Origin of the sequence: Salipiger sp. CCB-MM3, from assembly GCF_001687105.1 — a bacterium.
Classification (GTDB): Bacteria; Pseudomonadota; Alphaproteobacteria; order Rhodobacterales; family Rhodobacteraceae; genus Salipiger.
In genome coordinates this window covers 120,835-146,379 of the sequence record NZ_CP014599.1, presented here as the reverse complement: position 1 = coordinate 146,379, position 25,545 = coordinate 120,835, and the positions used below count along the sequence as shown (strand labels likewise).

Here is a 25,545-nt window from a genome sequence, read left to right as displayed (position 1 = left end):
TTCCGTTCAGCGGCTCATGAGCCGCCCGCTTCGAAACCGGACAGATAGGCGATCACGTCAGCGCGATCCTCTTCCTTGCGCAGCCCGGCAAAGGACATCTTGGTGCCCTTGGCATAATCCCGCGGCTTCTCGAGAAAGGCCGCCAGTTCCTCGGCGGTCCAGCTGCCCTTCTCGGCGGCCAGCTCGGTCAGCGCGTCGGAATAGTCAAAGCCCTCTTCCGCCGCGATCTCGCGGCCGACGATGCCGTTCAGCACCGGGCCGACCCGGTTCTCGGCATCGGCGCCGACCATGTGGCAGGCCTTGCACTTGCGAAACACCTTCTCGCCCGCGTCGGCGTCGCCTTCCATGTCGGCAAGCGCGGCGCCTCCCGAAAGCGTCACCATCAGCGCGGCTGCGAGCATTCTTTGAAACATGCCTTGTCTCCTCCTTCTGGGCCGGGGCTCAGGCAAGCCGGGCCGCATGCCAGGCGACGTGGTCGCCGGCGAATGTGTTCACGAAAAAATACGAATGGTCGTAGCCGGGCTGCATCCGCAGCACCCCCGGCTGACGCCGCTTTGTCATCGCCCCGGCCAGCGCCTCGGGCTTCAGCAGGTCGAGAAACTGGTCGCGCGCCCCCTGATCCACGAGGATCTCTCCCTTCCAGCCGCGCTCCTCCATCAGCAGCGTGGAATCATGCCCCGCCCAGCATCCCTCGTCGTCGCCGAGATAGGCCGAGAGCTGTTTGCGCCCCCAGTCCGACTGGGTGGGATGGGCAATCGGCGCAAAGGCCGACAGGCTGTCGTAGAGATCGGGGTTGCGCATCGCCAACGTCAGCGCGCCATGCCCGCCCATGGAATGGCCGGTGATGCCATGGCGCGCGCCGATCCCCTCCATGCCAGCAACGAGGCCGCGCAGCTCGTCGGTGATATAGTCGTACATGCGGTAATGCGGCTTCCACGGCTCGCGCTTGGCGTTGACGTAAAACCCCGCGCCCTGCCCCAGATCATAGGCCTCGTCATCGGCCACCTGCGGCCCGCGCGGCGAGGTGTCGGGAAACACCACCGCCAGCCCGTGCAGCGAGGCATGCTCCTGAAAGCCGCCCTTGGTCATCGCGTTCTCATGCGTGCAGGTCAGCCCCGAGAGATACCACAGCACCGGCACCGGGCCGGCCTCGGCCTGCGGCGGCATATAGACCGCGAAGGTCATGTCGCAGCCGCAGGCCTCCGAGCCGTGCCGGTAGACGGTCTGCCGCCCGCCGAAGCTGATGTTTTCCGCCACAACTTCCATGTCTCAGAACTCGACCACCGCGCGGATCGATTTGCCCTCATGCATGAGATCGAAGCCGTGGTTGATCTCTTCGAGCTTGAGCTTGTGGGTGATCATCGAGTCGATCTCGATCTTGCCGTCCATGTACCAGTCGACGAATTTCGGCACATCGGTGCGGCCCTTGGCGCCGCCAAACGCCGTGCCCTTCCAGACCCGGCCGGTGACCAGCTGGAACGGGCGGGTGCTGATCTCGGCGCCCGCTGGTGCCACGCCGATGATCACCGACACGCCCCAGCCGCGGTGCGAGCATTCCAGCGCATCGCGCATCACCTTCACGTTGCCCGTCGCATCAAAGCTGTAATCCACGCCGCCGATCTGATCCGCGCCACGCTTGGTCAGATCGACGATGGCCTGCACCGTGCTGTCGACCTTCGACGGGTTCACGAAATGGGTCATGCCGAACTTCTTTGCCATCTCGGCCTTGGAGTCGTTGAGATCCACGCCGATGATCATGTCGGCCCCGGCCATGCGCAGGCCCTGAATGACGTTGAGCCCGATGCCGCCCAGCCCGAAGACCGCCGCGGTGGAGCCGATCTCGACGCCCGCCGTGTTGATCACCGCACCGATGCCGGTGGTGACGCCGCAGCCGATGTAGCAGATCTTGTCGAAGGGCGCATCGTCGCGCACTTTCGCCAGCGCGATCTCCGGCATCACCGTGTGGTTGGCGAAGGTCGAGCAGCCCATGTAGTGATGGATCGGCGTGCCATCGAGCATCTTGAAACGCGTGGTCCCATCGGGCATCAGCCCTTGGCCTTGGGTGTTGCGGATGGCGGTGCAGAGGTTGGTCTTGCCCGACAGACACGAGGGGCACTCGCGGCACTCGGGGGTATAAAGCGGGATGACGTGATCGCCGGGCTTCAGCGTGGTGACGCCCTCGCCCACTTCCAGCACCACACCGGCGCCCTCATGGCCGAGAATGGCCGGGAAGATGCCCTCCGGGTCGGCGCCGGAGCGGGTGAACTCATCGGTGTGGCAAAGCCCGGTGGCCTTGATCTCCACAAGCACCTCTCCGGCCTTCGGGCCATCAAGCTCCACCTCCATGATCTCGAGCGGTTTGCCGGCTTCCAGCGCCACGGCTGCACGGGTTCTCATGCAGTCCTCCTCCTGAGTGAAAATCCTTGCGCATCGGGTCCCGAGACGGGTCCCGCGGTTGAGGCGAGTATGGGTGCGCCGTTGCATACCCAACAATACCGCCAATGGTGGGTATTCCCCGCAGAGCCTTGAAAGCGCAGCCTGCAAGCAGGGAAAACGCGGCCCCGCAAGCAGGAGGAAGACCATGATCAGACAGGGAATGTTCCGGGGAGGTCTCGCGCTCGCCGCCGCGCTCACGCTGGCCGGGCCGGCGGCGCAGGCGGCGGATTTCTCCGACCCCACATGGCCCTGCGTGCAGCGCAAGGTCGAGCGGCTCTCGGCAGGTCTGATGTGGCCGCAGCCGCTGCCCGAAACCCGCCCCGAAGGCGCCGCTGGCGCCGCTGCCGATGAGCTGGCCGAGCTGCTGGCGCTGCGCCGCGTGGACCTCGAGGCCGCACGCGCCGAGGTTGCCACCTTTGCCGAAACCGAGGGCCGCGACATGGCGCTGATGGGGGCGGTCTTTGGCGAGGTCTTCAACCGGCTTGCCGCGCGCCGCACACGGATCCTCGACGGCATCGGGAAATTTTCCCTCAGCCAGATCGCGCTGTCGGAAAAGATCGACGCCGCCCGCGCCGAGATGGAAGCGCAGATGGCCAAGGCCGACCCCGATTTCGACCGGGTCGACGCGCTGGAGGAACAGATCGACTGGGACCAGCGCATCTTCACCGACCGCCAGCACACGATCACCTACCTGTGCGAGACGCCGCAGCTTTTGGAAAAGCGCCTCTATGCCATCGCCCAGATCCTCGCCGAGGCCGGGCGCGAGGGGGGCTGACCCCCGGGAGCTGACCTAGGCCGCTTGCCCCGCGCCGCGCCGCCGGAGGGTTCAGGACGCCTCCGGCGGGCGTATTTTTAAAGAGAAGAAGGGACCGTCCCCTGCTTCTTCTCTTTAAAAATACGCAGCCTTCCGCTGGCGCTGCGGGTGCGGGTCTCGGAGCGGACTCATTCCCATTCCAGCTCGGTGAAGGCCTGCGTCGCGTTGCGCGGGTTGAATGCCTCGAAAAGCTGCCACTGCCGGGCCTCGCCCTGCGCCACATGCGCGATGGCCTCCGACAGCCGCTCACCGGCGGCGATGGCGGCGGCGGTCTCTTCGGCCAGTACGCTCAGATACCGCAGCACCGGCGCGGCGCCTTGCGGCCAGTCCAGCACCGGCCCGCCGTGCCCCGGCACCACACGCTGCGCGTCGATCTTCGCCATCTCGCCAAGCGCCGCCTGCCAGCCCCGCAGGTTGCCGTCGAGCGCGGGCACATGCGCGTCGAACAGCAGATCGCCGGCAAACAGCGTGCCGCTCTGCCGGTCGAGCACCGTCAGATCGGTGCTGCTGTGCGCCGCCGGCCAGGCGCGCAGCTCCAGCACCCGCCCGCCGAGGTCGATCTCGAGCCGCGCTTCCACGCCGCGGGTCACCTGCGGCGGCGCGGTGCCGAGAAAGCGCTCCGCCCCGATCTGCCGCTCGAGGCTTTCCAGATAGCCCGCCTGCCGCTCCGCCAGCGCCCGCGGCAGCCCGGCATGGCCGATGACCTCGGCCCCCGTCGCCTCGAACACCCGCGCGCCCAGAACGTGATCGGGGTGCACATGGGTCAGCAGCAGGTAGCGCACCGGCAGGTCCGTGCGGGCGCGGATGGCGCGCCAGAGCGCCTCGCCCATCCAGGCAGCCGACCCGCTGTCGACCACCGCCACCGCGCTTTGGCCGATGACGAAGCCGAGGTTCGACGCGTCGCCGCCGTTCTGCGCATCGGGCTCGGCCACCGCGCCGCGGTGCACGAAGACCCCCGGCGCCACCTCGCGCACGTCAAGCGCCGGCCCGGCGGCGCGGCAGGTTGCGCCCGCCACCGGGCGGGCCGCCAGCGCGTCTTTGCAGGCGGCCATGCTGGCGCTCTCATAGCCCGGCACCAGCGCGGCGCGGCAGGGCTCACCCGCCAGCGCCGCGCAGACCATCACCACCGCTTCGAACATCTCGCGTCCTCCTGCGCCGAGCCTCGCGCCGCCGCGCCCGCCGATCCATACCGACCATGCGCTCGGTACCCGCGCGGAGTGTCCTCAGGCAAACTGCCCGCAGACATCGGGGATCGGAGATAGGAGGAGAGCATGGAGCCCAAGACCCTTGCGGCCCCGCTGCTGGCGCTGCTGATCGGCGGCGCGGCAATGGCCGCCGACGCGCCCAACCCGCTTGCACAGAGCCCCACGTGGCAGGACTTGCGCGCGGATGTCACTGGCGCGGCAGAGATCGCGCCGGCAGGCAGCCTCTTTACCGTCGAGGCACCGCATCGCGCCGAAGATGCCGCCACCGTGCCGGTGCATATCGTACAGACCGACCCCGCCGCCACGATCACCGGCGCCACCGTGGTGGTCGACGAGAACCCCGCGCCGGTCGCCGGAACCTTCAGCTTCGGCGCCGCCATGGCACCGCTCGATTTCGAGCTGCGGGTGCGGGTGAACCAATATTCCAACGTGCGGGTGATCGCCGAGACGCCAGAGGGGCTGCGCATGGACGGGCGCTTCGTCAAGGCCTCGGGCGGCTGCTCGGCCCCAGCCACCAAAGTGCCCGCGGCGGCGCTGGCGGCCATGGGGCAGATGAAGCTGCGGCTCTTCGGGGCGGCGCAGCCCGAGCAGCAGTCCGGGCAACAACCCGAGCAGTCGGTGGCGCGGCGCGAGGCGCAGATCCAGATCCGCCATCCCAATTACTCCGGGCTGCAGCGCGACCAGATCACCCAGCTTTTTGTTCCCGCGCATTTCATCGACCATCTCGAAGTCTGGCAGGGCGAGGAGCAGCTTTTCGCGATGGACGGCGGCATCTCGATCTCTGAAAACCCCACGTTCCGCTTTGGCTATGCCGACAATGGCACCGAGGCACTGACGGTGAAGGCCCGCGATACCGAGGGCAATGAGTTCGAGCAGGTGCTGCCGAAAGCGGGCGGCTGAACCCGCGATCCCCCCGCCGCCCATGGGCAGCGAGGGGCGCGCCAAGCCCCGTCGCGCAGCAAGAAACAAGGGCTCAACCTGAAGACCTCAGAAGAAGCAGACCACCTCGGCCTCGGCCTGCGCCCGGCGCAGGTCGGCAACGATGGCGTTGGCGGCGGCAGAGCCGTTGAACACCGCCATGCGCTCGCCCCCGGTGAGGCGCATGGAGAGCACGGTTTCGGCCTCGACGTATCTCTCATAGGGCAGGATCGCTGCGATCTCGTCGATCGAGCAGGCGCATTGCTGCAGCACCTGACGGCTTTGACCGTTGCTGGCCATGCAGCCAAAGACGTAATCGGCCCGCGCCTCGGTGGGGTAATCATTGAGCCGCTCGGCGACGCCCTGCGCTGAAGCGATCCCCGGACCGCAGAGCAGCGCGCCAAGCGCCAACGCAGGCAGGCGCCGCCGGATCATTCCGCCATCGTCCCGGCAAAGCGCAGCTCAGACCGGTAGCCGCCCGCCGCCCCTTCGCCATCCGGTGCCTCGGCGGTGAAGCTGAGATACCAGCCCGGCACCGCCTCGGACATGGTCACCCGCAGTTCCAGATCGCCAAAGCCCTGCATCCGGCCCGCATTTGGGTCATCGGCAAACGGCCGCAGGGTGATGGTGCGCGTCGGCACTGTCGCGCCGTCAAAGCTTGCCTCGCCCATGTCGATCTGCGCCGGCTCCACCAGCGCCTCTTTCACCCGGTTGCGGATGTAATAGGGCGAGCCGCCAGCGGTCTCGGCCATGTCGCGGATCACCGTCTCGTAGAAATACATGATCATCGGGTTGCCGACGCTGGCTGGAAAACTGCCGAGGTTGCGATGCTTGCCGTCTTGCTCGAACTGCAGATTGGCGAGCGGTGCCGCGCCGGTTTCGTCGATCGACAGCGCGATCTGGCCGCTGTCGCGCTCTGCCGCCTCGGGCTTGGCGCTGTTGCTGACCGCGCGGGTGTAGCGCAGCACCGAGGCGCGGCTCACATCGTCGAGCGTGCCCTCTTTGAACAGCAGCGCATAGGTCTGTTCCGCCTCGGTCGTCGCCGCACCCGCAGGCAGCGCCAGCGCCGCCACGACGGCAATCAGGGCCATTCTCTTGCGCATCGGTCAGACTCCTCCCTGTTATCTCCCACGCGCCAGCCTATCCCCCCTGCCCTGCCTGTCATTGCCGACTTTTGTCGGTGCTGAGGTGGATGCTGAACTGGATGCTGCTCGCCCCCCTACCCCTCCGGTGCCTGCCAGCGGGTCTTCCATTCGATGAGCGCGCGCAGCCGCGACAGCTGCACCGGCTTGGTGAGGATCGAGAACCCCTGCGCCGCGCCCTTCTTGAGCAGCCCGTTGCCGCGGTTGGCGGTGATCATGATGGCGGGCACCTGCGCGCCGCAGGCCCGGCGGACCTCGGCAATCGCCACATCCCCGGTCTCATCCCCGTCGAGCTGGTAGTCGGCAAGGATGATGTCGGGCGGCATCCCCATGTCAGCCACATGCCGCAGCGCCTCTTCGATGCCGCGCGCCGCCAGCACGCTGGCGCCCCATTGCTCGAGCTTTTGGCTGAAGGCGAAAAGCACGTCGGGGTCGTTCTCGATCAGCAGCACGATGTGATCCATCTGCTGCGGCGTGGCGGTGTCGTTGCGGCAGGGCTCTTCGGGGACGGGCTGCCGCCCTTCGACCACATCCATCTCGATGCTGAACACCGAGCCGACGCCGGGTTTCGAGCGCACCCGCACGTGATGGCCAAGCTGGCGGCAGGTACGGTCGACGATCGACAGGCCAAGCCCAACGCCCGAGCCCAAGGGCACATTGTCGGCGCGGGCGAACTCTTCGAAGATGCGCTTCTGATCCTTGCGGTTGATGCCGATGCCGGTGTCCCAGACCTGCAGCTCGACGCGGTTGCCGCGCCGCCGACAGCCGACCAAGACGCGCCCGCCGTCGGGTGTGTATTGCAACGCGTTGACCACGAGGTTCTGGATCGAGCGCAGCAGATAGATCGGATCGGAGCGCACGAAGACCATGCTGGGCACCACGTCGAGCCGCACGCCGCGGCGCTGCGCCACCGGGGTCTGATCCTCCCAGACGCTGCGCATCAGGGTACCAAGGCACAGCTCGGAGGGCGTCAGCGAACGGTCGGCGCTTTCCAGCCGCGAGATGTCGAGCAGCGAATGCAACAGCTGTTCGGTGGAATTGAAAGACCCCTCCAGCCGCTCGACCGTGGGCGCGAACCGCGTGCCCGCAACCGCCTCGAGCAATGTGGCGATCAGCAGCTTGGCGGCATTGATCGGTTGCAGCAGATCGTGGCTGGCGGCAGCAAGGAAACGGGTCTTGGACGACACCGCCGCCTCGGCGCGCTCCTTGGCCAGCCGCAGCTCCTCTTCCACACGCGCTTTCTGTTCGAACTGCTCGCGCAGCTGCGCGTTGGCGCGGGTCAGTTCGGCGGTGCGCTCGATCACCCGGTTTTCCAGCATCACCGTGGCGCGGGTCTCCAGCGTCACATCCTTCAGCTCCAGCAGCACCCCGCCGTCGGGCAGCCGGTGCGCGTGCAGATCCAGCATCCGCCCCGAGGCATGGCGCAGCCGCCGCCGCAGCCGCCCCTGCCGCTCGAGCCGGTCGAGCCAATGGGCGATGTCATGCTCCGCCGCCTCCGAGATCAGCCCGTATTGCGCCACATAGTCGAGCAGCCGCCCCAGCTCGGTGCCTTTCTGCAGGATGGTATAGGGCAGCCCCAGCAACTGGCGGAACTGCTGGTTGTACATCATCACCTCGCCCTGCGGCGAGAAGGTGCAGACCCCCGAGGTCATATTCTCGAACACCGCCTGAAGGTAATCGGCGTGGCGGTCGATGAGGCTTTCCTTCTCCGAGCGGTTGCGCCGCACGATGCGGGTCATCTCGGTGAGCAGCAGCACGAGGTTCTCTTCGCCGGTGCGCTGGAAGTTGACCTGATACCAGCGATCGCCGGTCAGCTCGATCACCAGCGTAACCACCGCAGCCCCCCTGCCCCGCCGCGCTTGCGCCAGCGCGGTCTCGAAACTGCCTTCGACGGTGACCAGATGGCGGCTTTCGGCCATGGCCGAAAGGCAGGCGTCGATGCGCAGCCCCGGACGCAGGATCTCGGTGATGTCGGGCAGCAGCGTCTGGAAGATGTCGTTGCACACCTCCAGTCGCCCGCCGGTGAACAGCGCCACCCCGCCGTCCATCGCCGAAAGCGCATCGGCAAGGTTCTTGCGCATCCGCTGGGTGTCGTCGCGGGCGTGGCGCAGCTCGTCGGTGGTGCGCTCCAGATCGCGGGTCTTGGCCCAGACCTGCGCCTGCAGCGCGATGGCCGACTGGAAGGCCCCATAGGCGGTGCTGCCGACCTCATGCTGACGGTTGGCACGGCGCATCAGCGCGTCGATGATCCGGCCCTGCCGGGCAAGCTGGGTCTCGAGCGGCTCTTCGGGGTCGATCATGCCAGCTCACGCCTCCCCGGATCGTAGAAGGCGACGCCGACGAAGGTCTGGTTCACATGCACCCCGCAATGCTGCTCGCCGTAGGTGTTGAACCCCAGCACCCGGCGGCGGCGGAAAATCTCGCTGACCGCGGGTGCCAGCTGCTTTTGCTCGATCTCCAGCTTGCGCAGCACGCAATCGAAGCCGAGCACGAAATCCGGCGGCCCGCCCTCTGGCCCGCGGGTGTCGAGCTCTGCCTCCAGCGTTTCGATGATTTCCTTGCCGCGCCCCAGCGTGAGGATCAGCCCATCGTCGATCGCGCCAAGGAAGGACAGCGCGTGGCTGTCCGGCACGCTGTGGATCGCGCGCACGTGGTAGTTCATGTTCTGCCGCACCAGCATCGGGTTCTCGGCAAAGACCTGCGGCGACAGCCGGTCCACCGGACAGCCGACGATGCGCGCGTATTCCAGCGCGGCGGGCGCGCCGTTGATCTCGAACACCAGCCGCTCTTCGGGCAACGCGTGGGTGACCACCACCTGGCGTTCCGTCGGCAGAAAATGGTCGAAGCCGAGCCCTTGGAATTCGAGGTCTGTTTCAACCAGAAGGAGAATAGCCGCATTGCTGTGGAACTGACCATCGTGCAGCACGAAGGTCTCTTCGAAGGCCAGATTATCCCCCGCCGAGCCACCAAAGACCGGCACCTCGCCAAGCGCCGCCTCCAGCGTGGCAACCAGCATCTCCTCTTGCTTGGCCAGCCCGTCGGCAAAGATCAGCGCCAGCCGGTTCCATCCGGCGGTGCGGCGGAACCTCGCGGCGTGGCTGCGCACCTCGCTGGCGATGGCTTTCATCTCGAGCGGCTTCAGCGGCGAGATCAGCATCGAGGCGCAGCGGAAGTGTTCCCGCGGAAAGGCCAGCAGCAGCAGCGCGCCGGTCTCATAGCCTTCGGGGGTGATCGTGCCAGCCGTCGTGCAGCCAAACACCGGCACGCCGCCCGAGCCCGCGTCGAGCGCGGCGGCCACCGCGTCCGGCGCCAGCCCTTCGGGCAGAAACGCGAGGATGAAGCAGATCTCGGGCAGATCGAGCGCCGCCAGCGCCTCGGTCACGGCGGCGGCGGCCTCGGACTGATGCGAGACCGCGATGCGGATAAAGCGGGGCAACTGGCCGTCGGGCGCCATTCCGGTCGGCGGCTCAGCGGCTCAGGAAGGCCTGCGCGTCGGCATCCGCCGCGCCGATCGCCGTGGCGGGCTGCGAGCTTTCCACCAGCACCGCCGCCTGTGTCCGGTTCTGCACCCCAAGCCGCCGCAAGAGCGCGGTGATATGCGCCTTCACCGTGGCCTCTGCCAGATCAAGCTCATAGGCGATCTGCTTGTTCGGCTTGCCCGCGCAGATCAGCTTCATGATGCGTTTCTGTTGCGGCGTCAGTTCGGCCAGCTTCGGATGCATCGCCTCGAAGGGCAGCTGCTCGGCGGGCTCTTCGATGGCGCGCCCGGCGTAGCCCGAATGCACATAGGTGTGGCCCGCCGCGATCTCGCGCAGCGCCTGCCGCAGCACCGGCGCCGGAGCGTCCTTGGGCAGGAACCCTGCAGCCCCCGCCTCCATCAGGGCCTGCACCACCTGCACCGAGGTCAGCGACGAGATCACCAGCACCGGCGTTTCCGGCAGCGCCTCGCGCAGCTTCTGGAACCCGGAAATCCCGCAGACATCCGGCAGCTTGAGATCGAACATCACCAGATCGGGCGCGACACCCTGCGCCAGCAGATCGAGCGCGGCGCCCAATGTCTGCGCCTGCGACGGCTGACAATCTGGGAACGCAGCGCGCAACGCGGCCGCCAAAGCATCGCTGTAAAGCGGGTGATCATCGACGATCAGGACAGGCCCGATCGTGCCCGATGCTGCCGCATCTTGCATGTCTTTCATTGAACTCTCCTCCCAGCTCAACGTTAGCGCATGAATTTTCTTTCGCGCAATGGTGTAATTCCCCGGCGTCAGGTCCCGCGCCTCGGACCGGCGAAAAGCTGCACTCCCTTGCTTGCTATTCACGGCCCCGTCCTCCTCAAGCACGAAGCACCTTCGCGGGGTTCGCGAAGGTGCCAGCCGGTTGTAAGCCGGTCTGTTTTCTAGGCCAGCGCGCCGTTCTGCTTTGCCACATGGGTGGCGATCGCATCCATCAGCGGCGGCGAAAGGCAATCATAGGGCTCGAGCCCAAGCTCGCGCAGCCTGCCCCGGATGTCGTCCATCCGCGCCGGATCGACTCCCGACTCGATGATCGACGAGACAAACGCGGCAAACTCCGCCGGCGCCCACCCGCTGTCATCCGAGAGTTCGGTGTGCACGAAGTCGAGCCCGTGGAACGGATGGCCGGTGTTCTCGATGCGCCCGTACATATGTACGCCGCAGCCGCTGCAGGCGTGCCGCTGGATCGCCGCCGAGGGATCGACCACCTGCAGCTTGTCGCCATTGTCGGCAACGCTCACCTGATCCCGGCTGACAACCGCGATCTGACTGAACACCGCGCCGTCGGGTTTCCAACACTTGGTACAGCCGCAGACGTGGTTATGCGCGGTCTGCGCGCCGACTTTCACAACAACCGGATCGCTGGTGCATTTGCACGTCAGCGTCCCACCGGCAAAGCCCGGCCGTGCCGAGCCGACGCCAGTGTCGACCTGAGGATGAATTTTCACATGCGTGAAGCGCGGCTCTGCCGGGCCTTCGTCACCACCAAATATCTTGTCGAGAATTCCCATTCGTCTTGCTCCTCCCAAGCGGGCGCTGCGTTCTGGCGCGCCTGCGCCAAGGGTGCGACCAAGGCCGGAAGCTGGCAATTCAACCATTGGTATCGGCTGCGGCGCCGCGCGCGGAGACCGCGATTGTCAGCCGTACACCTCAGATACAGCCTTCGCGCGGCACCAGCCGCAGAGCCCGCGACAGATACGGCGCGGCATGTTCCGGCGGCAGATTTGCGTCGAGCGCGAAGAGCCCGCGAGTCGGCGGACATTCGGGCTCGCCGCCATCGGTCACATGCAAAAGCCGCAGGTGATGCGCGCGCGACAGCGCCTCGATCCTTGCGGCAAGACCAGCGCCGGGCATCTCAAATCCCGAGGCAATGACCAGCGCCGCGCCGGGGGCTGCGATCTCGTCGAGCGCGCAAAGCGCCGGGGTCAGCGGCGGGTCCTCGAACTGTCCGGCCAGCGCCAGCCCCTCGGCGAGGTCATGCGCGCGCACCAGACCGTCGATCACCCGGCTCATGCCTTCGTCACCATGGCTGGGCGCGACGACCACGGGCGCTCCGGCCCCAAGCGCCAGCAGCGCGACCCAGCCGCCATCGAGGCAGACCCGCCAGCCGATCAGCGCCAGCGCTTCCGCCGCCGCTACAGAGCGAAAGGCCCGCAGCTGACCGCTGAGCATCGAGGGTCGGAAATCCGCGACCAGCACCGCACCGGGCAGCGCACCCGTTTGCCACGGACCAAAGCCATCCATCGCCGTGGCACGCAGGGCCGCCAACTCGCAGACCTGCAGGCTGGCGCCGGGGATATGCAGGGAAGCTGTCATCGCGAAATCCTCGGGCGGGGGATGGCGGGGGGCATCGGGGTCTCTGCGTTGTCTCGTTGGCGGTCAGTCTAGGCGATGCTGCGGGTGCACCGAAACACAGCCCAAGGTCGCATATCCATGTTGTCAGCCAGACGTGTCAGGGGCCGTTTTTACAAGCTTCTGAAAACACGCCGTTTTTCAAATTGTCAGCTGACAATTTCCAGACGAAGCCCGGCGCGACAGTGCGCCAAGCATGCTGGAGACCGAAAATCCGCCGTTTCGGGCGATCTGTGTCAGCCGTCTGAGGTAGGCACCGGGCTTGCGGATCTCAGAATGACGGTCGAGCAGGCACAAAAGCACCGCCGCCGCGCGCTCTGGCCCCATGGTCCGCTGCGCGTCGTGCAGAACCGGAGCTTCGATGCCCATCATCGGGGCGAGCCTCTGGGCCATGGAAATCAGCTCATGCCAGTTGCGCGGCTTTTCGGGGAAGAAAGCCTGATACTCGCGGCAGGTGTCGGTGATCTGCGGAAGGGTGAGCCTGTCTTTCTCTGCAGCATCGAGGCTTTCTGCCGGCGTGTCGTTCGTCGGCTGGGCGCTATCAGAGTCAGAGAAGGATCTATCTGATTCCTGTATGTGCCGCTCATTTTGGCTGTTGCTGGCGCTCATTTGCGCCGCTGCGGGCGCGGTATTGATCTCCACCTCGGGCAAGACATCGACCTTCGGCATCACCGGAAGCGCGGCATCGAGCCGCTCGATCATCTCATTGAGGACCGCCTCGGAGCATTTGCGGCGCAGCAGCAGACGGGCCTCTTCGAGCAAAACGGGGCAGGGCGCCGCGCTCTCGCACAGGCGCTGGCGCAGCATCCCGAGACGCGCGCGCAGCACTGCCAGCCGTTCGCGGCGCAGCGCGTTTTCGGCCACGGCTCGGGCCAGCGCGGCCTCATGGCGGGCGAGGGGCGAGAGGTCAAAGCCAAAGGCGATGCCGATCTCGGCCCCGCAGCGCCGGGCGTAGCGTTTGCCGTTGGGGCTGTCGTGACGGCTGACAATGCCGCTTTCGACCAGCTTGCTCAGATGCCGCCGTAGGGTGCTCTCGGGCATTCCCGACAGGCGCTCGCAGAGCACGCGGTTCGAGGGAAACACGATGGCGCCGTCGCAGGGCAGCTCGCGTTCCGGCCAGAAGGTCAGCAGCGCTTTCAGAACCGAAAGCGTGCGATGCCCGAGACCGAAGTCTTCGGACACAGTCGTGAGGTCGCGCAGCAGCGCCCATTTGTCATGGGTGCCGACCTGCGCCGTCAGGCAAGCCGAGATTGGCCGCCCGACAGGCTGTCGGGACGTCTCCAGCATATATTTTTCACGAAAGACAACAAATTTCCTGCCCCACACCGTGATGCGGAGTTGACAGGGAACGGCTCTGGCGGCTAACTCAAATTGCTACTTTCGAGAAGGGCCTTCCGGGATCCGTCCTGGGGGGCTTTTCTTTTTTGTCGCCTGTCCTCTCGTGCCTCCGTTGTTTTTCTACTGCTCTCTCAGTCTTCCGACCGGGTGCTTTGCCAGCGGTCGTGAAGGTCTTGGATGATCTCTTCGGCGCGGGCGTCGAGCCAGCGATCGAAACCATCCGCTGTTTTTGATGGCACCGTCAGGGTCAGGCCCCGCGCGGTGCTGCGAATTTCGGCCAGCGCGGTGCCATCATGCGCGCGCAGGCTGCGCGGACGCGGGGCAGGGGGCTTGGCCACGGTGGTCTTGCGCTGCGTGGCGCCATAGACCGCGTCGAAACGGGCATCGGAATCCAGCGCATCGAAGCCGGGCGCGCGCATCGCCTCCTCGGCGCGGGTGTTCGCCGCCTCGTCCTGCAGGATCTTCGCCAGCGCCATCCAGCGGTCGCGCCCGATGCCGGGGGCAGAGCCGATCTGGCGCAGGAAGGGCAGGGAAAACGCCGTGCCCACCTTCAGCATCCGGCTCACCATCGGCAGGTCGATCGACAGCGCCGCGGCGATTGTCTGCCGGTCATAGTTCGAGTCCTGCAGCTGCGCGGCGAAACTGGCCTTTTCGATGAAGCTCAGGTCCTGCCGCGAGGTGTTTTCCTGACCCTGCGCCATGACCAGCGCGTGATCATCCAGCTGGCGGACCATCGCCTTGACCTTCATCCCCAGCTCGCGCAGCGCGCCAAGGCGGCGGCGGCCGTAGACGATCTCGAAACGGCCGTTCTGCGTGGGATGCGGGCGCAAGAGCACCGGCACCTGCTGGCCGTAGGTCTGCAGGCTTTCTTTCAGCTGACCCTGCGCCTCGGGATCGAGGCCCAGACGGTCCTCAAACCCGGCGTCGTCGATCAGATCGGGCTCGATCTCCTGAACCGCGTTCTCCTGCAGCTTCGACAGCGAGCTTTGCAGCGCGCCGACCGCGCCGCGTGGCATCATCCGCGATTCAGCGGCGGTCGGTTTGCGCTCTGCGCCGCCGCCGAGGGTCGAAATTCTTGGTTCCAGAATGCCTTTACGTGCCATCAGCGTCCCCATGCTTTCTGAATGAGAGACTCGACCTCATCGTTGACCTGATTGAGTGAATCCACCGCGCGGTCGTAGGTGTTGCGGTGGAACTGCGAGCGGTCGACCTCATAGAGCGTCTGCGTCGTCAGCCCGGCATCAGAGATGGCGGTGGATTTGAGCATGGCCGCGACCATCACTTCCTCGCCGAAAAGCTGGCGCAGGAAGGCCACGACCTGCTGCTGCGGGCCGTCGTTGGGCTCGTAGCGGTTGATCAAGAAGCGCAGGAAGTCGAACTCCATGCTGGCCCCGGCATTCGACACCACATCGAGCAAATCGGCACTCATCTGCAGGAATTGCGCCATCGAGGCGATGTCGAGCATGTTGGGCACGATGGTGATCAGCACGCCGGTCGAGGCGCAGAGCGCCGACATGGTCAGATAGCCCAGCTGCGGCGGGCAGTCGAAGATGATCACGTCGTAATCGGCTTCGACCTCCTGCAGTGCGGCGGCCATGCGCGAGAAGAACGGCGGCTGCATGTTGGCCATCAGCGCCTGCGGGGTCTCATGCTCGAATTCCTGCAAGATCAGCCCGCCCGGCGCCAGATCGATGCCGGTGAAATAGGTTTTCTGGATCACCTGCGACAGCGGCACCGGATCGTCGTAGCGGATCGCGTCGTAGATCGTGCCGGAATGCAGGAAATCATACTCGGGGCGGTAGCCGAACAGCGTGGTCAACGAGGCCTGCGGGTCGATATCGACCGCCAGCACCCGGTAGCCCTTCAGCGCCAGCCGCTGCGCGGTGTGGATCGAGCTTGTGGTCTTGCCCGAGCCGCCCTTGAAGTTGAGGAAGGACAGAACCTGCACCTTGTCGCCCTCGCGCCGACCGCGCATGTAGGTGCCCTTGGTCTTGGCGGTGCTGTCGAGGATCTTGCGGATCTCAAGCAGATCTGCCCCGGAATAGTGTCTTCTTCCGCCCGGCGTGGTATGCACCTCGGGCACGCGGTCTTCGAAATGCAGCTTGCGCAGGAAGCTCGGAGAGATGCCAAGCAGTTCGGCCGCTTCTCCGGCGGAGAAACGGCGCAATTCCTTTCGCGCATCGGGGGCGAAGACCTTCAGCATATGGTCTTCGAGCGCCGCGCTGATCGCTTCGGCGTTTTCCCGCACGCGGGCGTTGATGTGAATCGGTTCCGCCACTGCTGCCCTCATTTTCGGTAACGCTGTTTTCCGCCAGCGCTTTTATTACCGTTTCTTTACGCAAGAGAGAGCGCAGTTGTCCACAATTTCCTGCGGTTGTGGGGCAGGGGGTCTGCCGCGACATCTTGCGGGGCTTCATGCGCTGCTCGCAAGAGGTGAAATAAGTTGTTGAAATAGCATGGATAATTCGCGTCAGAGCTTTTCACGTCCGGTGTTGCGCAATTTCAAGGCTTATGGCGCGGATCCGGGCGCGGCGCCGCGCCCGGTCGAATCGTGCGCAGGGGAGAGAACAGCGCGAGTCGCGATCCTAACAGGCTCTAATTGGGGATGATTCCGGCTTGCGCGGTGCGGGCGCAAACCTCACTCGGCGGGCTCGGCGACCGGTTTGCCGGGCGCACTGCGGTAGATCAGCGGCGCATCTGTGGCCTGCGCATGGGCCTCGGCCCGCACCTGCAGGTCCACATGATGCGGGGACTTCACGCAGACCGGGTCCGTCGCCGCCGGATCGCCCGCCAGCGCCATGGCCTGACAGCGGCAGCCGCCGAAGTCGATCGTCTTGCGCTCGCAGGAGCGGCAGGGCTCGGGCATCCAGTCGGTGCCGCGATAGGCGTTGAACGCCGCGCTATAGAGCCAGATCTCGGAAAGGGGCCGGTCCTTGACCGACTCAAAGCTCAGATGCGGGATGGTCTGCGCCGCGTGGCAGGGCAGGACCTGACCGTCGGGCGCGATGTTGAGCCCGGTCGAGCCCCAGCCGCCCATGCAGCGCTTGGGATAGTCCGAATGGTAGTCGGCGGGCACATAGTCGATCACCAACCGGCCCTTCAGCCGGACGCGGGCCTCGGTGACGATGCGCGTGGCCTCCTCGGCCTGCGCGCGGGTCGGCATCAGCGCGTCGCGGTTCTTCAGCGCCCAGCCGTGGAATTGCACCGTGGCGACCTCGATCCGCCGTGCGCCCATCTCCACGGCCATCTCCAGCGCGCGTGGCAGCTGGTGCAGATTGCGCCGGTGCAGCACCGCGTTGAGCGTGAGCGGAAAGCCGATCTGCCCGATCCATTGCGCCACCTGCAGCTTGCGCGCAAAGCCGCCGCGATAGCCGCCGATCTCATCAGCCATCTCGGGCGTGGTGCCCTGCAGGCTGAGCTGGATATGGTCGAGCCCGGCGGCGTCGAGCGCCCGCAGCCGCCGCTCGGTGAGGCCAATGCCCGAGGTGATGAGATTGGTGTAAAGCCCGGCCTCGCGCGCGGCGCGCACCAGATCCTCGAGATCGCGCCTCGTGGCGGGCTCGCCGCCCGAGAGGTGCAGTTGCAGCACGCCCATCTCCGCGGCCTCTTTGAAGACCCGTGCCCAAGTGGCGGTGTCGAGCTCGCTGTCCTGCCGTGCCAGCTCGACGGGGTTGGAGCAATAGGGGCAGGAGAGCGGACAGCGGTGCGTCAGTTCGGCAAGCATGGCGATCGGGGGAGCGGGCGTGGCTTTGGTCATAACGGGCCTTTGATCAGCGGTGGGGCCCGTGGTCGGCGCCGGGCCGTGCGTATTTGGAAAGAGAAGAAGCGGCTTAAGGGGTCACATCGAGAAAGCGGCGGGCCTCAAGCGCCTGCAGAAAGCTCGCGGCGTCCTTGGCGATCTGCGCGGGCGGGGCGGCGTAGCGGGCGGCGAGGGTTTCGGTGATCTCGGCAAAGCTGCGCCTGCCGTCCACTTCCGACAGGATGGCATGGGCGATGGCATCGAGGGTCACGGCGCGCTCTGGGGCGAGCAGCACCCAGCCGCCGCGCACCCTGTCGTGGTGCAGGCGCACGCCGCGGGGCAGGGCGGGGATCGCGGCGGGGTCCATCACGCGGCCGCTTCGCTTTTGGCCAGTCCCTCGCCGGGATGCCAGGCGCCGGGCGGAATGCGGGCGGGGGCGACATAGGCCCCCCAGAGCGCATCGAGCTGCGACCAGAGCACATCGGTCTTGAAGATCAGCGCCTGCGCCGCCTGTTCCTGCTTTTCGGCGGTGTCGGCGTGGGTCAGAACCCAGTCGAGCCCGAAGGCGACATCCTTGGGGGCCTCGGTCAGGCGGTTGCGGAAATAGCTCAGCGCCGCGTCATCGGCGAAAGCGTAGTTCTGCAAGAGGCCCTCGATGCGGCTGGCGTGGATTTTCGGCGCGAAAAGTTCGGTCAGCGAGGCGGCGACCGCCTCCAGCAGGCTCTTGTCGCGCACGAAGCGCACATAGGCATCCACCGCGAAACGGGTGGCGGGCAGCACACCCGCGCAGGAGGCCACATAGTCGCGGTCCAGCCCCACCGCCTCGGCGAGGCGCAGCCAGCGGCGAATGCCGCCTTCGTTGGTTTCGGTGCCGTCGTGATCCTCGATCCGCGAGCGCCAGGCCCGGCGCAGGTCCGGGTCCTCGACGCGCGACATGAAGGCGGCGTCCTTCATCGGGATGGAATGTTGGTAGTAGTAACGATTGATCACCCAGGCGCGGACCTCGTCGGGGCTGCAGTCGCCGCCGTGCAGCCTATCGTGGAACGGGTGCAGATCGTGGTAGCGCACCGCCCCGATGTGGCGCAGGCGGGCCTCGAAATCGGCGCGGGACAGCGGGTCTTGCTGTGGGGGGATGCGTGTCATGCGGTAAGCTCCAGTCCATCCTGTCCGATGATCCAGCCCGCTGCCTCGGCCTCGGCCCGCTCGGGGGAGCCGGGGCGCAGCACCGGGTTGGTGTTGTTCATATGCACGAAGACCTTGGCGCCCACATCGAGCCCGTCGAAGGCGGCGATCGACCCTGCCGGGCCGCTCATCGAGATATGGCCCATGCGGCGCCCGGTCTTCTGGCCGATGCCCGCGGCGATCATCTCGTCGTCGCGCCAGAGCGTGCCGTCGAACAGCACCAGCGCGGCACCGGAGATCCGCGTGCGCAGCGCCTCATCAAGCCGGGCGCAGCCGGGAATGTAATAGGCGCGGCTTTCGCCGGTGCTGAGCTCGACGCCCACGGTCTGCTCGCCCATGAGGTCGGTCTGCAGAGCGCCGTCCATCTCGCCGCCCTCCATATAGAGCGGCACTTTTCCGGGCACCGAGAACAGCGTGGCGAACAGCCCGGGCACCAGTTCCACCGGCTGTTCCAGCGCCAGCGGGGCGCGGCTGACGACCTTGGGATTGAGCGCGTCGAACGCGGGATTGGCGGCGATCACCTCGTGGATGCCGGGCGTGGCGTAAAGCGTGAAGGGCTGCATCTCGCGCAGGGTCAGCAGGCCGGCGACGTGATCGATGTCACCATTGGTCAGCAGCACCGCCCGCAGCGGCATCTCGCGCAGGCCCGTGGGATGCAGCGATGGGGTGGCGGCAAGCTGCGCGCGGATGTCCGGCGAGGCGTTGAGGATCGCCCAGTCCGTGCCATTCGCCGAGACGGCCAGCGAACTTTGGGTCTGGGCGGGGATGTCGCCTGCGCGGGCCATCCGGCAGTTGTCGCAGCCGCAGTTCCACTGCGGCAGGCCGCCACCGGCAGCGGCCCCGAGGATGTGCGCGCGGATCTGATGCATCACGTTCTCCGCGCGCTGCCGATCAGAACAACACGCCGTCGTCGTGATCGGGTCCGTACATGTTGATTTCCATGCCGCACTCGATTTCGCGGATCACGGGTTTGGTCCAGGCCATCTGTATCTCCTCCTGTTGCAGCTGGCGGTGGAGACAGTGTGGCAAGCGGGGGCGGCGCGGGGCGAGTCTTATAATCTAAGAGCGGCCTAGACCAAGGTCGGTGCCCGGCGTCGCGGCGGGGAGGAGGGGCGCGATCCCGGTGAGGCAGAAGCCGCGCTGGCGCAGGGTGGCGATCTCGAAGCCGAACCCCTCGGCGGGGCGCAGCTTTTTGCGCAGATAGCCGATGTAGACGTCGACCACATTCTCGCTGCGCGACTCCCCGGCCCAGAGCCGGTCGAAAATCTCGCCCCGGGTGAGCGGCGTTCCGGCCTGCGCCGCCAGCAGCGAGAGCAGCGCGAACTCGCGCTCGGTCAGCTGGGCGCTGTGCGGCCCGGCGGTGACGCGCCGCTCGGCGGGATCGAGCCGGGCGGGGGCGGGGCGGAGCGCGGCGACGCGGCGCTGCTGCACCTGCAGCCGCGCGACCAGCTCGTCAAAGGAGAAGGGTTTGACCACATAATCGTCGGCCCCGGCCTCCAGCCCGGCGGCGCGGTGGTCGACCTCGGACAGCGCCGAGAGCATGACGATGGGCAGCTGCGCCCCGGCCTCGCGCGCCTCGCGGACTAGCGCGATGCCGCTGTCGGCGCCAAGCATCACGTCGATCACCGCCGCATCGAACCGGCGCGCGGCAAGCTCGGGCAGGGCGGTGGCGGCGCGGTTGCAGGTCTCTACCTCATAGCCATGCAGGCCGAGCCCCCGCGCAAGGGCCGAGCAGATCTCGGGGTCGTCATCGACGACGAGGAGGCGGGGCGGCGGCGCAACGGTCATGTTGCGGCCTCGAGCGTGCCCGCCTGCGGCGCGCGCGGCAGTTGCAGCGCAAGCTGCGTGCCGGGGGCCGGGCCGAGCGCGGTGTCGCGGGGCAGGGGGCTTTGCAGGGTGATCTCTCCGCCCTGCTGCTCGATCACCCAGCGTGCCAGCGGCAGACCGAGGCCGAAGCCCTGCGCCGATTGCCCACCGGACTGGGCGAACCGGTCGAAGACAAGCGCCTGCGCCGCGGGCGGGATGCCGGGGCCATTGTCGATCACCCGAAGCTCGGCGGTGGTGCCTTGCGCCTGCAGTTCGAGCCGCAGCAGCCCGCCGTCGCGGGCGTGGCGGATGGCGTTGCGGATCAGCCCGGAGATCACCTGCCGCAGCCAGTTGCGGTCGGCGATCACCATAAGCGGGGCCGTCGCCGGGTCAGGGCGCTGCAGTTCCATTCCCGCGTTGGCAAGCTCGGCGGTGGTTTCCGCGATCGCCTCGGTGGTCAGTTGGGCAAGGTCGACGGGGGCCGGGTCGAGCGCCAGTTGCCCAGTTTCGGAGCGGGCGATGCGCAGCAGATCGTCGATCCGTCGCCCGAGCCGCGTGGCGCGGTTTTCGATGGTGGCAAAGGCCTCTTCCGGCTGCGGCGCGCCGCGGCGGCCAAGCTGCGCCTCCATCAAGATCACCGTGAGCGGCGTCCGCAATTCATGACTGATGTCGGCAAAGAAGCGGCGGCGGTCCTCGTCGGTACGTTCGAGCCGGGCGTTGGCGGCGCGCAGCGCTTCGGTGCGGCTGGCGATGGTCTCTTCCAGCCGGGCGCGGTCGCGCGCCACGGTGCTCGCGCGGGCGGCGAGCGCCTGCGCCATGCGGTTGGTCTCTGTGTAGAGCCGCCCGATCTCGTCCTGCCGGGTGCCGGGCAGCGAGACGCTGAAATCCTCTTGTCCGATGCGCCGCGCGGCACCCTGCAGGGCGTCCAGCCGCCGGAACTGCGGGCGCAGCAGAAACAGGTAGAACCCGGCGGTGAGCAGCAGCGCGACGCCCGCCATGATCGCGGCGGCGAGGGTCAGCCGGTGGCGCAGAGCGTCGATGCCAGAGAGGATTTCACGCCGCAGGCGGCGCTCTTCGTTCACCGCCTCGGCCAGCAAGGGCTCCACTGCTGAGGCGAAGCCGTCGAGATGGGCGCGCAGTTGCGCGCGGCTGGCGTCCTTTGACAGCAGCCCGGCCTGCGCGGTGTTGAGCTGCGCCTCCATCCGGGCGAGCGCCAGTGACAGCGTGGCGCGGCGGCTTTGCGCGTCGAGGCCCTTTGCTGCGGCCACTTCGGCGTCGAGCCCGCCGCGCAGCCGGGCGAAGGTGCCCTGCAACGTCTGCACCACCTGCGCGGTGCGCGCGGCGCGGGTGTCGGCGGGCTGGTCGCTTTGGATCAGCTCGGCGGCGACGAGGATATAGGTGGAAACCTGCGTCGACAGCGCGGCGTAGTCTTCGAGCCGGCGTTCGGCGGCCAGCGCCTCTTGCAGACGGTCCGAAACGCGCCCCATTCCGGCGACGATGATCAGCGCGGTGATGAGAGTCGCAAGGCCCAGAATGCCCGCGCCGATGCCGAGCCGCGCCTTGAGCGACAGATGCCTCTGCCCAAAGATGCGGCGCCAGTGCTTGTTTGCTGACCTAATTTCGCCTAATTTCGACGCAAACCAGTATGATTTTTGGGCAATGCTGCGCTGCAGCAAGACTGAAACAAATCTCTTCTGCTGAATATTAGGGGGTGGGCGCGATACTGAAGGGGCATCACGTTCAACCAAGCGAGGCAACCATGATTGAGCTTCTCTTTGTGGCATGCTTGTCCACTGCGCCCGACACTTGCTCCGAACGCAGTCTCGTCTACACAGATGTCACCCCCATGGCCTGCATGATGGGCGCCCAGCCCGAACTTGCGCGCTGGGTCGAGGAACACCCCAATTTCACGGTCAACCGCTGGCGCTGCCGGGTTGTCGGCGAGGGCGACATCGAAGCCTGACCCGCAGGCAGAGCCCAGAACCCGCAGGCAGAGCCCAGAGGCGCGTGAAGCGGTGTTTCCGGTAACTCTACTTTAGCAGGTATCTCGTTCGGGCCGAACCGCTCCTAAAGGCGTAATTGACGCCCCCTTTGCCGCCGCCCACCCTCCGCTTTCGAGGAGGACCACGTGCAGGGCAACCAGACCGCAGCGCGTATCACCGGCGTCTGCCATGGCACCGCCGACAGCCCCGCGGCGTCGCGCCGGTCGGGCACGGCGATGTTGTCGCTGGCCGGGCTGCTGGTCCTTTGGATCGTGGCCGCCGCGCTGACCGATGACGCGCAGGTGCTGCCGCAGCCATGGGCGTTACTGCAGCCCTTTGCCGAGGCGCTGCGCTCGGGCGAGCTGCCTTATCATCTCGGCAAGACGCTGATCCGCGTGGCATGGGCCTTTGTGCTGGCCATGGGGCTGGGCATATTGCTGGGACTGGTGATGGGGCGCTTTCCGCGCGCCGACCGTTGGCTCGATCCGTGGCTGGTGGTGTTTCTCAACCTGCCCGCGCTGGTGCTGATCGTGCTGTGCTATCTCTGGATTGGCCTGACGGAGACCGCCGCGATCGTGGCGGTGACGCTGAACAAGATCCCCAATGTGGCGACGGTGATCCGCGAGGGCGCGCGGGCGCTCGATCCTGGGCTGGATGCCATGGGGCGGGTCTATCGGATGCCGCTTGCGGCGCGGCTGCGCCATGTGGTGCTGCCTCAGCTTGCGCCCTTCATCACCGCCGCAGCCCGTTCGGGGGTGGCGGTGATCTGGAAGATCGTGCTGGTGGTGGAGTTCCTTGGCCGCTCGGATGGGGTGGGGTTTCAGATCCACCTCTATTTCCAGCTTTTCGACGTGACCATGGTGCTGGTCTATGCGCTGTCGTTCATCGCGGTGATGCTGGCGGTGGAATGGCTGGTGCTGCAGCCATGGGAGCGGCGCGCGCGCCGGTGGCGGGGATGAGAAAGGGTGCCGCTATAGCCCCGCCCGGAATCAAGGCCGAAGGCCGCCGGGCGAGCGACGGCCCGTCCGGGCGGGCTGGCGCTCTGTCACCCTCGCACTGCATGAAGAGGGCACTCGGATCTGGCTGGTATAAAGCGCGGAGTTCAGACCTTGCAGCGCCACCCCACGGGCCGTCGCTCGCCCGGCTCGCACCCGGTGTCGAAGCTCGGAAGGTTGCCGCCTGAATGACCGCCCTCGACGTTTCCGACCTCGGCTACAGCTACGGGGCCAAGCGCGCGCTCGATGGGGTGAGCTTTGCGCTGCGCCCCGGCTTCACTGCGCTTCTGGGGCCGAACGGCGCGGGCAAGTCGACGCTGTTCGCGCTGCTCACCCGGCTTTTCGTCAGCCGCGAGGGGCAGATCCGTGTCGCCGGGCATGACATCGCGCACGCGCCGCGCGCCGCGCTGTCGAAGATCGGCGTGGTGTTCCAGCAGCCGACCCTCGATCTCGATATGAGCGTGGCCAGCAATATGCGCTACTTCGCGGCGCTGCATGGCATCTCTGGGCGCGAGGCGGCGGCGCGGGCCGAGGTGGCGCTGGCGCAGCTGGGCATGCAGGAGCGCGCGGCAGAGAAGGTGCGCAACCTCAACGGCGGCCACCGGAGGCGGATGGAGATCGCCCGCGCGCTGATCCACCGCCCGCAGGTGCTGCTGCTGGATGAGCCAACCGTGGGCCTCGATTTCGAGAGCCGCCGCGCGATCACCGCGCATGTGCATGCGCTGGCGCAGGGCGGGCTCACCGTGCTTTGGGCCACGCATCTGGTGGATGAGATCGAGGACGGCGACGATGTGGTGGTGCTGCACAGCGGCCGGGTGCTGGCGCATGAGCGCGCCGCCGCGCTGCGCGCAGGGCGGCCACTGGCCGATGTGTTCATCGAGTTGACCGGCGCGTCCGCGGGCGGGGCGGGGGCATGAACCGCTGGCTGACCGCGATGCTGGCGATCATCCGGCGCGAGGCTCTGCGCTTCGTGCACCAGCGCTCGCGCTTTCTGGCCGCGCTGGTGCGGCCACTGGTGTGGCTGGTGGTCTTTGCCGCCGGGTTCCGCGCCGCGCTTGGCCTGTCGATCATCCCGCCCTACGAGACCTACATCACCTATGAGGTCTATATCGTGCCGGGCCTGTGCGGGATGATCCAGCTGTTCAACGGCATGCAAAGCTCGCTCAGCCTCGTCTACGATCAGGAGATGGGGTCGATGCGGCTGTTGCTGACGTCACCGCTGCCGCGCTGGTGGCTGCTGCTGTCGAAGCTGCTGGCCGGGGTCGCGGTGTCGATCCTGCAGGTCTATGTCTTCCTTGCCATCGCGGCGGGCTTTGGCATCACGCTGCCCGGCTGGGGCTACGTGCTGGCGCTGCCGGTGCTGGTGCTCTCGGGGCTGATGCTGGGGGCGCTGGGGCTGCTGATCTCTTCGACGATCAAACAGCTGGAGAATTTCGCCGGGGTGATGAACTTCGTCATCTTCCCAATGTTCTTCCTGTCGACCGCGCTCTATCCGCTGTGGAAGATGGCCGAAAGCTCGACGGTGCTGCGCGACATCTGCGCGGTGAACCCGTTCACCCACGCGGTGGAGCTGATCCGCTTCGCGCTGTACCGGCAGATCAATGGCTGGGCGCTGCTGTGGGTCACGCTGGCCTTCGCGCTGTTCTTCGGGCTGGCGCTGCTGGGCTATGATCCGGCGCATGGCATGACCCGCCGCCGCAAGGGCGGATGACGCGCCGCGCTGGCGGCGCGCCCGGATCGCTTTGACGACGACTTACGCGACCGCCGCGACCACGAGGAATTCGACGAGGTAGTCGGGCGTTGCCAGCTTGGCCTCGCCGCAGGCGCGGGCGGGCGGGTTTGCGGGGTCGACCCATGCATCCCACACGGCGTTCATCGCGGCGAAATCGGCCATGTCGGCCAGCCACACCGTGGTCGACAGGATGCGCGATTTGTCCGAGCCGGCCTCGGCCAGCAGCTTCTCGACCGAGGCCAGCGCGTCGAGGCTCTGCTCGGTGACATCGGCGCCATGGCCGACCTGACCGGCGAGATGCACGGTGCCGTTGTAGACCACGGCCTGACTCATGCGGGGGCCGGGCTGGATGCGGGTGATGGTCATCGGATGTCCTTTCTTGAGCGCCCCGG

General features: G+C 67.0%; 28 protein-coding genes. 6 read left to right on the top strand and 22 right to left on the bottom strand.

What is annotated here, in order from left to right; all coding sequences use genetic code 11:
• Nucleotides 1–14 precede the first annotated feature (14 nt).
• From AYJ57_RS23715 to AYJ57_RS23705, 3 genes are read right to left on the bottom strand one after another with little or no spacing between them, the layout of a single operon-like run.
• Nucleotides 15–413, bottom strand: a complete 399-nt coding sequence (locus AYJ57_RS23715) for a c-type cytochrome (protein WP_066111742.1) — start codon at nt 411–413, stop codon at nt 15–17.
• Between the two features lie 28 nt (nt 414–441).
• Nucleotides 442–1,266: an S-formylglutathione hydrolase gene (fghA, locus tag AYJ57_RS23710; protein WP_066111740.1), complete on the bottom strand. Its 825-nt coding sequence runs from the start codon at nt 1,264–1,266 to the stop codon at nt 442–444.
• A 3-nt stretch (nt 1,267–1,269) separates the two neighbouring features.
• The gene (locus tag AYJ57_RS23705) at nt 1,270–2,397 is read right to left on the bottom strand and encodes an S-(hydroxymethyl)glutathione dehydrogenase/class III alcohol dehydrogenase (protein ID WP_066111738.1); all 1,128 of its coding nucleotides are present in this window, start codon (nt 2,395–2,397) and stop codon (nt 1,270–1,272) included.
• A gap of 184 nt (nt 2,398–2,581) precedes the next feature.
• Between AYJ57_RS23705 and AYJ57_RS23700 the strand changes: the two genes are divergently transcribed.
• Nucleotides 2,582–3,211, top strand: a complete 630-nt coding sequence (locus AYJ57_RS23700) for a hypothetical protein (RefSeq protein ID WP_442974923.1) — start codon at nt 2,582–2,584, stop codon at nt 3,209–3,211.
• A gap of 167 nt (nt 3,212–3,378) precedes the next feature.
• Here the strand turns inward: AYJ57_RS23700 and AYJ57_RS23695 are convergent, their stop codons facing one another.
• On the bottom strand, nt 3,379–4,389 hold the full coding sequence (locus AYJ57_RS23695; RefSeq protein ID WP_066111734.1) for a quinoprotein relay system zinc metallohydrolase 2: 1,011 nt from the start codon (nt 4,387–4,389) through the stop codon (nt 3,379–3,381).
• A 132-nt stretch (nt 4,390–4,521) separates the two neighbouring features.
• Here AYJ57_RS23695 and AYJ57_RS23690 point away from each other — a divergent pair, with 132 nt between their 5' ends.
• Complete coding sequence (locus AYJ57_RS23690; RefSeq protein WP_066111732.1) at nt 4,522–5,355, top strand: quinoprotein dehydrogenase-associated SoxYZ-like carrier; 834 nt, start codon at nt 4,522–4,524, stop codon at nt 5,353–5,355.
• A gap of 87 nt (nt 5,356–5,442) precedes the next feature.
• Here the strand turns inward: AYJ57_RS23690 and AYJ57_RS23685 are convergent, their stop codons facing one another.
• The 17 genes from AYJ57_RS23685 to AYJ57_RS23605 all read right to left on the bottom strand — a co-directional run bounded on the left by AYJ57_RS23685 (nt 5,443) and on the right by AYJ57_RS23605 (nt 22,120).
• Complete coding sequence (locus AYJ57_RS23685) at nt 5,443–5,808, bottom strand: hypothetical protein (RefSeq protein WP_066111730.1); 366 nt, start codon at nt 5,806–5,808, stop codon at nt 5,443–5,445.
• Nucleotides 5,805–6,476, bottom strand: coding sequence for a hypothetical protein (locus AYJ57_RS23680; protein ID WP_157374383.1), 672 nt, complete (start codon nt 6,474–6,476; stop codon nt 5,805–5,807). Before AYJ57_RS23680 ends, AYJ57_RS23685 begins: the two co-directional genes overlap by 4 nt.
• 116 nt (nt 6,477–6,592) lie before the next feature.
• Entirely contained in the window at nt 6,593–8,815 is a 2,223-nt protein-coding gene (locus AYJ57_RS23675) for a PAS-domain containing protein (protein ID WP_066111728.1), read from the bottom strand.
• Nucleotides 8,812–9,969: an FIST N-terminal domain-containing protein gene (locus tag AYJ57_RS23670; RefSeq protein ID WP_066111726.1), complete on the bottom strand. Its 1,158-nt coding sequence runs from the start codon at nt 9,967–9,969 to the stop codon at nt 8,812–8,814. Before AYJ57_RS23670 ends, AYJ57_RS23675 begins: the two co-directional genes overlap by 4 nt.
• A 13-nt stretch (nt 9,970–9,982) precedes the next feature.
• Nucleotides 9,983–10,711, bottom strand: a complete 729-nt coding sequence (locus AYJ57_RS23665) for a response regulator (RefSeq protein WP_066111724.1) — start codon at nt 10,709–10,711, stop codon at nt 9,983–9,985.
• A gap of 200 nt (nt 10,712–10,911) precedes the next feature.
• Entirely contained in the window at nt 10,912–11,538 is a 627-nt protein-coding gene (gfa, locus tag AYJ57_RS23660) for an S-(hydroxymethyl)glutathione synthase (RefSeq protein WP_083191513.1), read from the bottom strand.
• 139 nt (nt 11,539–11,677) lie between these two features.
• Nucleotides 11,678–12,343 carry a hypothetical protein gene (locus tag AYJ57_RS23655; RefSeq protein ID WP_066111722.1) on the bottom strand — a complete coding sequence of 222 codons (666 nt, stop codon included), beginning with the start codon at nt 12,341–12,343 and terminating at the stop codon, nt 11,678–11,680.
• Between the two features lie 177 nt (nt 12,344–12,520).
• Nucleotides 12,521–13,666 (bottom strand): plasmid replication protein RepC, encoded by a 1,146-nt coding sequence (gene repC, locus AYJ57_RS23650; protein ID WP_066111720.1) that lies wholly within the window; start codon nt 13,664–13,666, stop codon nt 12,521–12,523.
• A 182-nt stretch (nt 13,667–13,848) separates the two neighbouring features.
• Entirely contained in the window at nt 13,849–14,820 is a 972-nt protein-coding gene (gene repB, locus AYJ57_RS23645) for a plasmid partitioning protein RepB (protein ID WP_066111975.1), read from the bottom strand.
• Entirely contained in the window at nt 14,820–16,007 is a 1,188-nt protein-coding gene (gene repA / locus AYJ57_RS23640) for a plasmid partitioning protein RepA (protein ID WP_066111718.1), read from the bottom strand. Before repA ends, repB begins: the two co-directional genes overlap by 1 nt.
• A gap of 348 nt (nt 16,008–16,355) precedes the next feature.
• Nucleotides 16,356–17,474, bottom strand: coding sequence for a pyrroloquinoline quinone biosynthesis protein PqqE (pqqE, locus tag AYJ57_RS23635; protein ID WP_066111716.1), 1,119 nt, complete (start codon nt 17,472–17,474; stop codon nt 16,356–16,358).
• Between the two features lie 73 nt (nt 17,475–17,547).
• Nucleotides 17,548–17,823, bottom strand: coding sequence for a pyrroloquinoline quinone biosynthesis peptide chaperone PqqD (gene pqqD / locus AYJ57_RS23630; protein WP_066111714.1), 276 nt, complete (start codon nt 17,821–17,823; stop codon nt 17,548–17,550).
• Nucleotides 17,823–18,599, bottom strand: coding sequence for a pyrroloquinoline-quinone synthase PqqC (gene pqqC, locus AYJ57_RS23625; RefSeq protein WP_066111712.1), 777 nt, complete (start codon nt 18,597–18,599; stop codon nt 17,823–17,825). The genes pqqD and pqqC overlap by 1 nt, the downstream gene beginning before the upstream one ends.
• Nucleotides 18,596–19,507, bottom strand: a complete 912-nt coding sequence (gene pqqB / locus AYJ57_RS23620; RefSeq protein WP_066111711.1) for a pyrroloquinoline quinone biosynthesis protein PqqB — start codon at nt 19,505–19,507, stop codon at nt 18,596–18,598. The genes pqqC and pqqB overlap by 4 nt, the downstream gene beginning before the upstream one ends.
• Nucleotides 19,508–19,529: 22 nt before the next feature.
• Nucleotides 19,530–19,622, bottom strand: coding sequence for a pyrroloquinoline quinone precursor peptide PqqA (pqqA, locus tag AYJ57_RS23615; RefSeq protein WP_066111709.1), 93 nt, complete (start codon nt 19,620–19,622; stop codon nt 19,530–19,532).
• Nucleotides 19,623–19,697: 75 nt separating this feature from the next.
• Nucleotides 19,698–20,426: a response regulator transcription factor gene (locus AYJ57_RS23610; RefSeq protein ID WP_066111707.1), complete on the bottom strand. Its 729-nt coding sequence runs from the start codon at nt 20,424–20,426 to the stop codon at nt 19,698–19,700.
• Nucleotides 20,423–22,120, bottom strand: coding sequence for a sensor histidine kinase (locus AYJ57_RS23605; RefSeq protein WP_237220290.1), 1,698 nt, complete (start codon nt 22,118–22,120; stop codon nt 20,423–20,425). Before AYJ57_RS23605 ends, AYJ57_RS23610 begins: the two co-directional genes overlap by 4 nt.
• Before the next feature lie 83 nt (nt 22,121–22,203).
• On the opposite strand from AYJ57_RS23605, the gene AYJ57_RS23600 reads away from it, so the two are divergent.
• The 4 genes from AYJ57_RS23600 (at nt 22,204) to AYJ57_RS23585 (ending at nt 25,132) form a co-directional block, all read left to right on the top strand.
• A complete protein-coding gene (locus tag AYJ57_RS23600) occupies nt 22,204–22,407 on the top strand; it encodes a hypothetical protein (RefSeq protein WP_066111705.1) in 204 nt (67 codons plus the stop codon).
• A gap of 255 nt (nt 22,408–22,662) precedes the next feature.
• Complete coding sequence (locus tag AYJ57_RS23595) at nt 22,663–23,385, top strand: ABC transporter permease (protein ID WP_066111970.1); 723 nt, start codon at nt 22,663–22,665, stop codon at nt 23,383–23,385.
• A 224-nt stretch (nt 23,386–23,609) separates the two neighbouring features.
• On the top strand, nt 23,610–24,338 hold the full coding sequence (locus AYJ57_RS23590) for an ABC transporter ATP-binding protein (protein ID WP_066111704.1): 729 nt from the start codon (nt 23,610–23,612) through the stop codon (nt 24,336–24,338).
• Nucleotides 24,335–25,132, top strand: a complete 798-nt coding sequence (locus AYJ57_RS23585; RefSeq protein WP_066111702.1) for an ABC transporter permease — start codon at nt 24,335–24,337, stop codon at nt 25,130–25,132. Before AYJ57_RS23590 ends, AYJ57_RS23585 begins: the two co-directional genes overlap by 4 nt.
• 42 nt (nt 25,133–25,174) lie before the next feature.
• Here the strand turns inward: AYJ57_RS23585 and AYJ57_RS23580 are convergent, their stop codons facing one another.
• On the bottom strand, nt 25,175–25,519 hold the full coding sequence (locus tag AYJ57_RS23580; RefSeq protein WP_066111700.1) for a RidA family protein: 345 nt from the start codon (nt 25,517–25,519) through the stop codon (nt 25,175–25,177).
• Nucleotides 25,520–25,545 lie beyond the last annotated feature (26 nt).